Source organism: Paenibacillus sp. NPDC056933, assembly GCF_042674385.1.
Taxonomy (GTDB): Bacteria; Bacillota; Bacilli; order Paenibacillales; family Paenibacillaceae; genus Paenibacillus.
This window is the reverse complement of the sequence record NZ_JBHUQN010000004.1, coordinates 310,136-323,185: the sequence shown is the minus strand read 5'-3', so window position 1 is coordinate 323,185 and position 13,050 is coordinate 310,136. Positions and strand designations below refer to the sequence as shown.

General features: G+C 48.7%; 12 protein-coding genes and 1 riboswitch. Of the genes, 6 read left to right on the top strand and 6 right to left on the bottom strand.

The features are described from left to right. Positions 1-13: 13 nt before the first annotated feature. A complete protein-coding gene (locus ACFTRD_RS25545) occupies positions 14-1,594 on the bottom strand; it encodes a hypothetical protein (protein ID WP_379384931.1) in 1,581 nt (526 codons plus the stop codon). Between the two features lie 283 nt (positions 1,595-1,877). Here ACFTRD_RS25545 and ACFTRD_RS25540 point away from each other — a divergent pair, with 283 nt between their 5' ends. After that, positions 1,878-2,216, top strand: a complete 339-nt coding sequence (locus ACFTRD_RS25540) for a DUF4870 domain-containing protein (protein ID WP_079348816.1) — start codon at positions 1,878-1,880, stop codon at positions 2,214-2,216. A 278-nt stretch (positions 2,217-2,494) separates the two neighbouring features. On the opposite strand, the gene ACFTRD_RS25535 is transcribed toward ACFTRD_RS25540, so the two are convergent. Both ACFTRD_RS25535 and ACFTRD_RS25530 read right to left on the bottom strand, forming a co-directional pair. Then, positions 2,495-3,856 carry a nucleobase:cation symporter-2 family protein gene (locus tag ACFTRD_RS25535; RefSeq protein WP_192262897.1) on the bottom strand — a complete coding sequence of 454 codons (1,362 nt, stop codon included), beginning with the start codon at positions 3,854-3,856 and terminating at the stop codon, positions 2,495-2,497. Between the two features lies 1 nt (position 3,857). Beyond that, positions 3,858-4,445, bottom strand: coding sequence for a xanthine phosphoribosyltransferase (locus tag ACFTRD_RS25530; RefSeq protein WP_062326302.1), 588 nt, complete (start codon positions 4,443-4,445; stop codon positions 3,858-3,860). A 304-nt stretch (positions 4,446-4,749) separates the two neighbouring features. Further along, positions 4,750-4,849, bottom strand: a riboswitch (purine riboswitch). Between the two features lie 265 nt (positions 4,850-5,114). Between ACFTRD_RS25530 and mscL the strand changes: the two genes are divergently transcribed. Beyond that, positions 5,115-5,615 (top strand): large conductance mechanosensitive channel protein MscL, encoded by a 501-nt coding sequence (gene mscL, locus ACFTRD_RS25525; RefSeq protein WP_379385247.1) that lies wholly within the window; start codon positions 5,115-5,117, stop codon positions 5,613-5,615. 167 nt (positions 5,616-5,782) lie between these two features. Here mscL and ACFTRD_RS25520 read toward each other — a convergent pair whose 3' ends face one another. After that, positions 5,783-6,085: a hypothetical protein gene (locus ACFTRD_RS25520; RefSeq protein WP_062326304.1), complete on the bottom strand. Its 303-nt coding sequence runs from the start codon at positions 6,083-6,085 to the stop codon at positions 5,783-5,785. A 79-nt stretch (positions 6,086-6,164) separates the two neighbouring features. On the opposite strand from ACFTRD_RS25520, the gene ACFTRD_RS25515 reads away from it, so the two are divergent. Further along, on the top strand, positions 6,165-6,851 hold the full coding sequence (locus ACFTRD_RS25515; RefSeq protein WP_379384927.1) for an NUDIX hydrolase: 687 nt from the start codon (positions 6,165-6,167) through the stop codon (positions 6,849-6,851). A 253-nt stretch (positions 6,852-7,104) separates the two neighbouring features. On the opposite strand, the gene ACFTRD_RS25510 is transcribed toward ACFTRD_RS25515, so the two are convergent. Next, entirely contained in the window at positions 7,105-7,911 is an 807-nt protein-coding gene (locus tag ACFTRD_RS25510) for a TrmB family transcriptional regulator (protein WP_379384925.1), read from the bottom strand. Between the two features lie 71 nt (positions 7,912-7,982). Then, positions 7,983-8,774 (bottom strand): zinc ribbon domain-containing protein, encoded by a 792-nt coding sequence (locus ACFTRD_RS25505; RefSeq protein ID WP_192262889.1) that lies wholly within the window; start codon positions 8,772-8,774, stop codon positions 7,983-7,985. 345 nt (positions 8,775-9,119) lie between these two features. On the opposite strand from ACFTRD_RS25505, the gene ACFTRD_RS25500 reads away from it, so the two are divergent. The 3 genes from ACFTRD_RS25500 (at position 9,120) to ACFTRD_RS25490 (ending at position 12,949) form a co-directional block, all read left to right on the top strand. Beyond that, on the top strand, positions 9,120-11,801 hold the full coding sequence (locus ACFTRD_RS25500) for a UvrD-helicase domain-containing protein (protein ID WP_379384923.1): 2,682 nt from the start codon (positions 9,120-9,122) through the stop codon (positions 11,799-11,801). Between the two features lie 365 nt (positions 11,802-12,166). Further along, complete coding sequence (locus ACFTRD_RS25495) at positions 12,167-12,484, top strand: hypothetical protein (protein WP_379384921.1); 318 nt, start codon at positions 12,167-12,169, stop codon at positions 12,482-12,484. A gap of 96 nt (positions 12,485-12,580) precedes the next feature. Continuing rightward, the gene (locus ACFTRD_RS25490; RefSeq protein WP_379384919.1) at positions 12,581-12,949 is read left to right on the top strand and encodes a hypothetical protein; all 369 of its coding nucleotides are present in this window, start codon (positions 12,581-12,583) and stop codon (positions 12,947-12,949) included. Positions 12,950-13,050 lie beyond the last annotated feature (101 nt).

The window sequence follows — 13,050 nt, the reverse complement described above, 5'->3', positions numbered from 1 at the left end:
CTACCACTCTTGGCTAATTCATCTTGATCTCCGCCCCGTGCATCTTCAACTCTTCTTCCAAAGTGATGGTATTGCCCTTTCCGGTTAACTCAACCTTCTCGCCTGCGATTCGAATGGTTTGTCCAGACATGACGACATCCTGACCCGCTGTAATACTGACATTCTGATCGCTTACAATCTCGATGCCATTCTCGTCACTGACCGTGATATACATTCCACCCGCCGAGATCACAATTTTGTCTGGAGCCAGCATGATCTCTTTCCCATACTTGGTTCGGAATGTCTTGATGTCCGGATTGCCCATTCGATCTTCGGGCACCGGGGGTGGGGCTACTCTGCTGGCCGCACTTGATGTTCCTCCGCCTACACTTGCGCCTGAACTATTTCGATTGCTCCCACTTGAACTTCCCCCAGACTGTCCTGAAGCACCACCCTTTCCAACCGCTGATGATGCGGTTGAAACCTGCTTCGGTACAGCCGGTACAATCTCAGGATCTTGCCTTTTTACAGAGCTTATGGCGATGCCATCTTCCTCTTTTTTGCTCGGAAAATAAATACGGATGCTGTCATTCACTTCAGGCATGCAGTACCAGCCTGTATTGTTCTCGGAAGCATAAATCGTTGAATAGGGAAAGAAATAGGCCGTGCTCTCATCCTGCTGCTCATCCATATCCAGCTTGGCACGAACTTTGTCCCCCTTGACTTGAAGAACCGAAGCCTGAATAGAAGCGCCAATAATGGAAGTATTGTAGCTCTTCTTATAACGAAGCCCCTCTGCCGGGAATAAGGAATATGTATGATTTAGCAAACTATCGATGAATCGGGTCTTCGCCTCACCTACAATCCACTTTTTGGATTTAAACTCTACTTCATTCCCTACTTCGAACCATTGCCTGCTGTCCGCTTCGTATACGATATAATCCGGATCTTTGACACCCGGTACTTTGTTTTCCTTGGCAGATCGATAGTCGGCAATTCGTTTGGTTGCTGTGTAATGGGATGCTTGCAATTCTCCCTTATACTGGCCTTCGGGTAAGCCAAAATAAAACTTTGGCTTACCCGAAGCTGTATCCGGAACAACTCCCGTGTAGAAATGGGAAGCCATCCTTTTGATAAATTGCCAATCTGTTTCCTCATACTGCATCACAAAATCTCCGATCTTACGGCCGTCTGTAGCAAAGTCAATGACATCTGAACCTTCATAGGGAGAAATAATCTTGCGTACCAAATTCTTGTAGGACAGATTAGGGTTTTGGAAGGAACGCTTGTGCACCTTTACATCCAGCAGGTAGGTATGGGATACAGCGTCAACCATAAGTGTATGTACATCGTTAATGACGTTCACTTTCACATGTAGTACCACGCCGGAGAAAAACACCTTCTCATGTCCATCGTCATCGGTAATTTTCACTTTAATATCGGTTTGGGATGTTGTTGCCTGGACATAGCTGTCTTTACGAGCTTCCGGTATCACTGCCGTCATTCTCATTCGCGCATGGCCGTTCATCGTTTTATTCACTTCAAGAGTCTGAAGGCGAACGATTTCGTAAGGTGTTACCCGAACCTGACCGTATGTTGTTGCGGATATATTCATGAATAGGCCTCCTTGCATCTCAAATTAATTAATGGTTTACCCTTTATAATTGTATTTATATAATTCGGAATTTTATGGAATATTTTGAATATGTAGAAAGTCTCAAATTGGATGTGTATATACGCACTTCAATTCTCAAATGAATCCATAGTCTCACGTTGTGCTTACCTAATTGAGTATCACCTTCTCTTTTGTCCATCTGGAACATTCCTTGATCAAACCGGTTCAGTTCTGTCCACCTCCTTCATATCTTATATAAAAAGGACAAAGGAGGCTGGACCGGATGTCCCCCATGAAATCATCAAGCGGTCTGGATGAAAATATTGCCGGCATGCTCTGTTATCTGTTCACTTTTGTAGGCGGAATCGTCTTTCTCGCTGTAGAGAAACGCAGCCGTTTCGTTCTGTTTCATGCACTTCAATCTGTCACGGTATTTGGCATCATCATGGTTGGTCATGTGCTATGTGCATTCCTCCCGCTGTTCGGGCCACTGCTGGCATCGCTGTTGTCCCTCCTCGGTGTGGTAGTCTGGCTTCTCATGGTGGTCACCAGTCTGCAAGGCAAATGGCTGAAGCTGCCATGGGTCGGAGACTTTGCAGAGAAACAGATGCGGCATCTGTAACAGATGCGAGTTCGATTCAAAAGTAATTCATCCCGTGAGTCAACATAATCCTTGTTTTGTTTTCGATCTGAAAACACAAAAAAACACCGGATATCTGCTCTCCCGAGCAAGAGTTTCCGGTGTTAGCTATTCACAGGATAAGTGATTCAACCCCTAAATAGTTCATGTCGTATGCCATTTTATTTCACTTCATTTATGATTCATTCCATGAAACATATACAATTAACATAACATACATGTTGAAGGCAATAACAACCCCGATTTCATAACATTATATGTTACGCAGACTTGCCATTTTCTCCAAGGATCACATCCGCTTGGCGTTCAGCCATTTGGTCAGCCGCTGCTTGAGAACCCAGACCATTAAAGAGCAAATTCATGAAAATGGCCGTAAAACTTCCCGCAATAATTCCGTTACCGAGCATAATTTGTGCCCAGTCCGGTGCACCTGCGAACAGTTGAGGTACAACCGTTACACCCAGTCCCATACCTACAGAGCAAGCGATGATGAACAGATTCTCATGACGGTTCAGATCTACCTGGCTTCCGAGAATACGAATACCGGATGACACCACCATGCCGAACAACGCCACCATCGCTCCGCCCAGCACCGAACCTGGTACCAGCTGTGCCAATGCGGCAATTTTCGGTACAAATCCGATAACGACAAGCAGTCCACCCGCTACAACAATAACATCCCGTGTTTTCACGCGAGTCATCTGTACAAGCCCTACATTTTGCGAGTAAGTGGTGTAAGGGAATGAGTTGAAAATACCACCCAGCACAATGGCGAGCCCTTCTGCACGATAACCACGCGCCAGATCCTTGGAGGACAGATCTTTGTCCAAAATTTTGCCTAGAGCCATAAATACACCTGTAGATTCCGCCACGCTGACAATGGCGACCAGAATCATGGTCAGGATCGGAACAATCTCAAACGTTGGTGTGCCAAAGTAAAACGGCTTCACGACATGGAACCAGCTCGCTTCACGAATGGGTGCAAAGTTAACTTCGCCCATAAACCCGGCCGCCACCGTACCCACGAGAAGCCCGATCAGGACCGAGATTGAACGAATGAATCCTGTAGTGAACCGCGTCATCAGAATGATAAACACCAGGACACCGAACCCGAGCAGAAGATGAACACCGCTGCCAAAATCCTCAGCCCCTTGACCGCCACCCAGATCATTGAATGCTACCGGAATCAGGGTCAGACCAATAATAGTTACGACCGAACCGGTCACGACTGGCGGAAAGAGCCGAATCAATTTGCCAAAAATCCCTGAAAACAGGACGACGAATATTCCCGATGCAATGATCGCACCATAAATGGCAGATACTCCACTGTTGATACCGATCAGGATCATCGGAGATACCGCCTGGAATGCACAACCCAGCATGACCGGCAGCCCAACCCCGAAGAAGCGGTTGCCCCAGACTTGCAGCAATGTTGCCACACCACAAGCTAGCAGGTCAATCGCAATCAGATAGGTCAACTGCTCCTGCGTAAAACCAAGTGCCTTGCTGACGATAAGCGGAACAACAACGGCTCCTGCATACATCGCCAGCACATGCTGGAGACCCAAAGAGAACGTTTTGATCGGATGCCGATGCCGCTGAAAAATACGTTCGCGTGCCATATTAGATCGTGACCTCCTCGTCCGCAAACGTGACCTGTCCGTCGGACAGCGCCCCGATGCGAACCAGCGATTCCACCCGGTATCCTGCTTCTTTCAGCAAGCGGCCTCCCGGCTGGAATGCCTTCTCAATAACGATGCCAATCCCAACCACTTCTGCACCGACTTGCTCCACTATGCGGGCCAGACCAAATGCCGCCTCGCCATTGGCCAGGAAATCATCAATGATCAATACGCGGTCACCGGGCTGCATGAACTTCTTGGCGACGGTAATTTCATTGGTCTCCTGCTTGGTGAAGGAGTACACTTTCTCAACCAGAATATCCTCTGTGAGCGTGAGCGACTTCTGTTTGCGTGCAAAAATAAGGGGGACATTCAGTTCCAGCGCAGTCATGATCCCGGGTGCAATCCCTGACGACTCAATCGTCAGCACACGAGTAATGTTCTCTCCTTCGAAGCGGCGGATAAACTCCTTGCCGACCTCCTTCATCAGAACCGGGTCCATCTGGTGGTTCAGGAATGAATCCACTTTGAGCACCTGCTCGGACAGGACAATCCCTTCCTGTCTTACCTTGTCTTTTAACAATTGCATGTCATTCTTCCCCCTGTATGCCCTCCAAAGCAGATGTCCGCATGCCCTCCCATCTCCAAGGCGTAAAAAAACAAAAAGCCCGCCTTTTCACACGCTGCGGAAGAACCGGAGACGGGAAAAGACGGACTTGTACGTATGTGGACAAGCCGCATGGATACTGCAAGCGTAGCGTAATGGAAGAGCATGATAACTGGATAACTCGGAGCAAACCTCTGACCTCCCTATCCAGGAAGGGAACTAAAGCTGCCTGAATATCCTTTTTCAGACACACGGCCCGAGAATCATCTCTCTCCATACCTTAAAAACGTTGCAGAATCTTTCCCGTAGTCCGATCATTCCGGTGATCGGGTAGAAACATGCAGGCCTATTCCTGCACATATACGAGTCGGCATATTAAATTTTTAAGCTCCATGATTCGTTACAATGTATGATCGCGAACCTGAATATAAAAGTGTGAACGTAACTGATAATGTTAGAAGTATACCGAATCAGCGCTGTGAAATAAAGAAGTATTTTCATGGAAATTGCGGAAACTTGTCTTAATTTGCATTCAGGGGGGTGATTGCCACGTGTTTTTTATGTACAATATGAGGGCGGAAGCGTGTGTCCGAACGGAGAATGGATGGAAACGCCGCTTGTGTTATGAATTTATTCGTCAAAGGAGATTTGCTGAACATGAAAGGTGTACTTAAGGAATTCAAAGAATTTGCTGTACGCGGCAACGTCATCGACCTGGCAGTCGGTGTCATTATCGGGGCTGCTTTTGGTAAAATCGTCACATCCCTCGTGAATGATATCATCATGCCACCGGTTGGTAAGCTGCTTGGAGGGGTTGATTTCAGTCAGAAAATTTTCAATCTGGATTGGGATATGAGAACCGCCAGTGGGCAGGAAATCAACACATTAGCACAAGCCAACGAAGCTGGCGCAACCGTAATTGCTTACGGGCAGTTCATCAACGTCATGATTGATTTCATTATCGTTGCTTTCTGTATTTTCATGCTTGTCAAAGGTATCAATTACATTAAAAGCAAAGAACACAAAAAGCCCGAGCCACAAAAAACCACCAAGGCCTGCAAATACTGTCTGTCCGAGATTCCGGCTGCCGCTACCCGCTGTTCGCACTGCACTTCAGAGCTTGAAGCAGAAGGAAACGGTGCAACGGCTTAATCGTTTCCACGCTTCAAGCTATCAAAGAACTAAATTTCTGCTTAGCATCGATTGAAGACAACGGGTATTATCCTTAATTATCTTAGTGTTATGTAAAAAACACTTGAAAGGTCTCACCGTAAAGGTGGGGCCTTTCCTATTTCACACCTACAGGTGCCTGCTTAAAACTAGAAACGACGTGGCAACAAGTGCTCCAAAATCGACTTCAAATCCTTATCCTCTTTATAAACTTCTTCCCCGGTATCCAGCTCGGTTACCCGGATATACTCAAAATTCATTGAAGCATCCACGGGTTTGAACAACAATTGGCTCTCGTCTTCCAGACGTACGTTGAAGCCCATATCCTTGAACATCGTCGTTAACTGGCTATTGGCTGGCTCTTGACCCTGCCCTACTATAATCAACCCTCTAAGATTTTTGCGCTCCTGAGGTTGCGGATAAATGACCTGAAAGTGTACAATGCATTCCATACAATCGTTCCCCTTTCGTTTAAAGCATACTTTGTGAAATTTTGAACTTTAAAACTTGCTATATAAGGAGATACGTTTCATGACCCCAGAACGTTTCGATATTTATGACCATCAGCAAAATTGGATAGGTACCGAGCTGCGCAGTGTGGTTCATGCCAAAGGATTCTGGCATCGTTCATTTCACTGCTGGATCGTGCGCGACGAAGGCGAGCAACGTTTGGTTCTTTTTCAGCGACGACGGGAGATCAAGGATACCTTCCCTGGATGTTACGACATTACAGCTGCAGGACACCTCACTGCCGGCGAACAGCTGCATGAAGCCAGTCGTGAACTGGAGGAAGAGTTGGGTGTGCAGACACCTTTTGAAACATTGACCTACCTGATGACTGCAAAGCAGCAGTTACAGGGGGAAGTGCGAGGTGTACCCTTTATCGACCGGGAATTCAGTTCCGTGTATGGACTTTGCCTGAACCAGCCTCTCGAAGCCTATACCTTGCAAGCAAGTGAAGTCGACAGCTTGTTCGAAGTACCCCTAGATGATCTGCTCGCCTTGTTTCGAGGTGAAACAGACGTCATTCATGCTGCTGGAGTGAAGGCGGCCCAGTCAGTGGGGCCGGATCATGTACATCATGTACATCAGACAACGGATAATCCAGTTCCCCTGTCCATTCAACAACGTCCGATTCGAGCCTCCGAATTTGTACCACACGGTACAGCATATTATATGGATGTCCTTGAGGCGTTATATCATGTGCCCAAAGACTGATCCCATTCTGCCTATGCTCAAGTTACGTTCATAGCTTCATTTTCTCGAAAATAGCAAGACTTCATACCTCTATTACATTAACTTAGCAGGGAACATTTGCTGTGATGAACATCACTGCTTCGGTTCAAGCAGCATAAACAGGCGTCTGTCTCATGACAGCGCCTGCTTCGTTTAAGCATGTATTGAAAATAGGAAACCTGGTTCTGTTTAGGATACGTGCGTATGCAGGTTGAGGATGATTCAGCACCAGTGCTCAGGCCTCCTGATCACCTTTCGAGGGAACCGACCAATAACGAGCGGAGAGGTTTTTGTACCGATGTCCATAACGTTCCTCCAGCTCCTCACCCATGTCCTGCTCCAGTTCATACAACACCAGTTCCTGTGCAAAATGGTTCAGCAGGAGTCCGGTCATGACGGGATGTTCTGTCACCAGCGCCTGAGTCGCACAGGATTCTCCGCGCATCCCTAACATGCTCCAGCGGCGATCAATTACGAGGGAGAACTTTCGGCCATTCCCGGTACCGTACAGAGGCAGGCCTGGCCAGGGAGCGGGTTGGTCCATCATGCCTTCTCCACCATCACATGACCATAACAGACGCACACCCCGATCTTCCGCGCGCCGCAAGTCATCATGCAGCAATTCCGCTTCCTCACGCCATACATCCACCACGATCTCATGTTGGGCCTCAGCCAGTTCACGGCTTAGGTTCTCAAATACATTTTTGTCGCCTTCAATGTTGTAAAAGACTGGCTTTTCCGGCTCATGCTGCGGCATACTGCTCTGTACATACTCCAGCGAGGCACGCATCTGCCCAGAGATCATGCTTGTCATCTCGTCAGGCTTCAGCACACTGTACTTCGCAGGCTCTCCTGGGCTGCATCGCAGGAATCCCCGCTGTTCCAGACGTTGCAGGGCGCTATATACATTGGAACGGGACACGCCCAGACGTTTGGCAACCTCATACCCCGAGGCTGACCCTTGCCGGGCAAGTTCTACCATAATTTTAGATTCCATCTCGGTAAACCCGAGGTGACGCAAATGATGCAGCAGTTGGTCCATATTCCCGTCCCCCCATGCTGTCAGCAACCAGCGCTGCCTCACACTTTGAATGTAACAGCGCTTCTACTGCATCAGATCTGCTCAGCACCGCAGCGCGGGCACCATTTTGAACCTTTGGGCAGCTCAGCTGCACAAATCTGACAATTGACCATTTCACGTGGCACTTCGGTTTGTACGTCGACTGTATTCACAATTGGGTTATTTTCTTTCCAGTACCGAATGCGCTCATCCAGTTCCTGCTGACGTTCACGCTCCCGCTGCATTTCTTCATCCCGGCGGCGCTCCCACTCTGCATCGAACGCTTCCTTTTCTTCCTGGGTAAACTCCGTGCTGTTATATTCCGATTCAGTCTCCAGGTCCGCGATGGACGGAATTACCGTATGATACGGCTCAGCTTCCTCCAACTCCTCTTCCATTGGCGCATCGTAAGCTGGCCGCTCCGGGCTTTGGGCTACAGCCGCTTCCTGTCTCGCCGCACTTGTGGCTCCCACAGAAGCTGCTGCAGGCTTGAATTCTCCCAACTTGCGTCCGCATTTCGGACAGAAGTTGGCATCCAGTGAAGCGACGTGTCCGCACTCGCATAACCGCTCATTTTTGAGCTCTGCAATTTTGTTGCGCAGACCATCGATCTCATCCTGCAGCTCGTCGCATAACCGTGACAGATCAACCATCTCTTTTTCCGCACGCGTCATGTCCTGTGCCCGATAACCCTCATAGAAGATTCGACCCATATCTGTAAAATGGACTTCCTGCTCCTGTTGCAAGCCCACAATCTGGTTATTCAATTTCCCAATTTCAACAGCGTGTTGAGCACGCTCTGTTGCTTTGTTCGCTCCGTTTTTAATTCGCTGAAGCAATTTCATGAAATCTCCTCCTCGGTCCCGTCAAAACCCATATCATTTTGAATGTTTCATTGTTAAGCATTCTGCATAATCAGATGATGCTCCAGTATATAACTTATACGATATCATGCCAAAAAGTTGCGCAATCTTGCGTGATTGCCCGTTTTCTGCCGATGCTGGATGAATTCGGGGGCTTTCGTCAGGACCATACGTTCGGTTATAATGAAGCTTTGGCCCTGTTGATCCGCCTACTTGGATAATTAACTCTATCATACCAATTTACAATGTGATTGTGAAAAGGGCAAATGGATTACTTTTGAACCGGGATAGTCCCTATCCCTGAATGCATACAGAGGTGGATGAAACATGTTAAGTCCGAACTCAACGTTTTACCCCCGTCCGCTTGGGGTTACCCCGGCGGCATCCTTGCCTAACTCTCCTTCCGCTCCGTTGGAGACGAGTAGGCAACTTGTGAGCAGCGATGAACGGGATGCCCCTTATTTCCGCTCGCTGGAGGAGGTGGGCATCCGGCTGAACGGACCCCAAATCTCCGCGGTTCGCCATGGCAAGGGACCCTTGCTGACCCTCGCAGGAGCGGGCTGCGGCAAAACAACCGTACTCGCTGCACGAGCCGGCTATCTAATGGAGGTTAGTGGGGTTCACGCCGGCAGCATCCTGCTGGTGACGTTCACCAACAAAGCTGCTACCGAGATGAAGGACCGTATTGCCGCACTGCCTGGCATCCGTCCCGCGGCCGCAAGAGCGGTGCAGGCCCGTACCTTCCACTCCTTTGCACTGACGCTGCTGCGTCATTACGGCGTGCAGGAGGAGATTTTTGGCGAGTCCCGGGCTCAGCACACTGTCATCAAGATGCTTCTTCGCCAATATGGCATGAGTGAGGCATTCCAACCGGAGAGTTTGCTGGCCATGCTGTCTGCCTGGAAGATGCAAGGATCGGAAACCAACGATCTGCCCGAAAAATCTCAGGAAGAACGCGATGCCAAGCGTGTTCTTCTTGGTTATGAAGCCTGGAAGCGGGATCGGAGCAAAATGGATTTTGATGATATTTTGCTGCGCGCAGCCGCTCTGCTGCGTGATCCTGCGGTGCTTAAACCGCTTCAGCAGCGTTTTCAATACATCATGGTTGATGAGTTCCAGGATACCAACGGTCTGCAATATGAGATTGTACAAAAACTGGCTGCAGCCCATCGCAATCTCATGGTAGTGGGAGACGACGACCAGACGATCTATACGTTTAATGGAGCGCGCCAGGAATCCATACTGGAATTCGATAAAGTTTACCCTGGTGCACGTATCGTGACGCTGGATATCAACTACCGCAGTGATGCGCGTATTCTGGGACTGGGCAGCGAACTGGTTGCCCGGAACAAACGCAGACGCGACAAACGGCTGCGGGCAGCTGGACACCGCGGGGACGCCCCCCGGTTTGCAACCCCCTCCAATGCCGAGGAAGAAGCTGCTTGGGTCGTGAACCAGCTGTGTCAACAGGTGGAGGAAGGGTTGCACACTTATCGAGATATTGCGATTCTCCACCGGACAGCCAGCAGCAGCCGAGCGATATTTGAGCAACTTGTTCTGAAGAATGTACCTTTTGTACAACATGGGGCTTCGCCGGTCTTCTATGATCAGTCGCTGATCAGACCGCTGATGGATCATATGCGTCTGTCGCTAAATCCACGCGCCATGGAAGCTCTGCCGAGCGCACTTGGACCCCTTTATGTGTCCCGGGACGCCGGTCTGGAGTGGATTCAGCATAGTGAACAGCAACAGGCGAAGAAATATCCACTCATCCATCTGGCCAAATGGGACAAGCTGAAACCTTTCCAGCAGGAACAGGTTAAGGAACGCATCAAACTGATCAAATCACTAACGAAACTGAAGCCGGTTATTGCCATCCAGGAAATGCGCCGCCAGTTCTACGACAAGTATATGGAGAGCGGTGATCCAAGCATCTTTACCCATTACAAGGAGACTATGCTGGAGACACTGGACGAATTCGAAGCTGCCGCCAAAAAATTTGAGACCGTTGAAGAGTTCATCCAGTTTGCGGATGAACTCTCCCGCAGACACCGAGAGATGGAATCGCTGCGCCGTGCACAGGACAGTGACGCGGTACAACTAATGACCATCCATCGTGCCAAAGGGCTTGAGTTCCCATGTGTGTATTGGATCGGAGCCAGCGAAGGAATCGTGCCTCACAGCACAGCTCTGCGGCAGGATATTCCCGAAGACCAGAAGGCTGCCCTTACGGTGCAGCAAACGGACGCAGAACTGGACATGGCTCTGGAAGAAGAACGGCGGCTCGCTTATGTAGCCATCACACGAGCCAAACAGTATTTATATGTTACTTCTCCCGCCAGTCATCACGGAAAACCGGCCGAGGTTTCCCGTTTTCTACTCGAAGCCTTTGGCATGGAGGTACCGGACAAACGCAAAAACCGCGATGACAGCCGGACTGGAAATCATGCGTCATACGGCAGTGGTAGCAGCAACTGGAAGGGTAACGGGAACACGAATGGTAAAGCTAACGGCAATGAGAGTAGAACTAGAAATGGAAATGCAGCTTACGCCCGTTCAGGTTCGCGGCCGCAGGGACGAGATGCAATGAGTCCAGTTCAGCGTGGTTCAGATCTACGAAGTGCAGATCAGCGCAGCGCGATCCGTCAAAGTGATCGGCGAGATTTTGAAGTACTCGATGAACGAGACGAGGATCGTCTCAGTGAGCGGCGCGGCAGCGGGGTGATTCGCAATCACACGGCGTTCAGCACCACAGGTGTAAGTCAGGCTGCTTCGTCCTCCAACAGTTCGGGGTCGCATTCTTCAGGAGATGCTGAACGTACGGAGACCGTGGCAATCTGGAAGTGCAGCTCGTCCACCTGCAAAGCGTGGCTACGCCAGAAACCGGATGGTGCTTCTGCCAAGTCATCCAAAAAGGCGACCTCTGGTCCTCCGCCCTGCCCGCTATGTTCAGGCACAATGGAGGCCAGTACCCGTAAGGTTCCCGTAACCGGGCGGTTCGGAAGGTAACAAGCACGTATAACCAATGCACATTATACTAAACATTATGACGATCTGAGGAAGAGCTGTCCCGTAAGTCATGAGTGAATGCAGGTTGGCACCTCTTGTTTTTTTGTCTAACGAAACTAACACACGCTATTTGCTCCGATTTGCGCAAAGCTGAGTTGTAACGAATCACAGAGACCTTATTTCATCGATTTTGGCCGATTCTAGTTTCTAAAGCCTTTTTATACCTAAATAAGGTCACTGAAGTTCGTTAAAATTTACAATCCTTGAGAATCGGCCTTTTAGGGTGCGGTAGGTTCGTTAGCGCTTGAAGCAAGAGGAAATCCCTTTCGAGATAGCCCCTTTGCTCAAATCAGAAGAGGTAAGTTATGGAATTGGAAGCAGTAATTAAAGAGCGGATACAAGAAAGATTCGACATATTACAAGAACTGTATACTATATGGTTTACTGAAAATCCTGCTTATATCGTCCCCCAAAAAAGATTCTATCCGGATGCACACATAGAGAGACAGAGAACGATCACATATTTATTGAACAAAGGATTCATTGTTGTAGATCCCGTAGAAAATGAACCAGCAATGGTTGCAGTGAGTATCACAGTTAATGGAATTGATTTTTTTGAACAAAGTCTTTTGGATGGCAAAGGCAATGGATGGTCGGTTGTAACCGAGCACCTTGATGAGTAAGACGAAGGTAAACGATTGCCATTCGTTTCAGGACGCTTCCTGCTGTTTATTAACAGTAGAAGCGTCTTTTTTCCATTTTAGAATGGAGGTTGGATTATGCAGGACGGCAAAAAGCATTACTATGTATCGGTAACCCATAATCTCATTGAACAGACCAAGAACGAATCAACACCATTTGAAGTCATGGTCGACGATGAACAGCTAAACCGGCTGAAAGACCTGATGAAAGTGCTGGAGGATGAAGATGCCTATACGCTGCAACGAGCCCCGGTTCCCTACAAATCGGCTGATCATGATGAAGCTACGGAACAATTTTCGGATGGCATGACGCTGCTGTACACCTTTCTGTATGACCACGGCACTCCGGATACCCGGCAGGCGATTGAAAGTATGAATGTGCTTTCCCGGCTGCAAGACACGGATTACGATGATCCAGGATATGAGAATTCACCGATGAATAAATGAACTCTTTTTACAAAGACTTCCTCTCCTATGACAGACCAGTTGTCTGCTTCAGGAGTGATGGAAGTCTTTATTTTTTACAGATTCAGCCCCATTAGTATCAT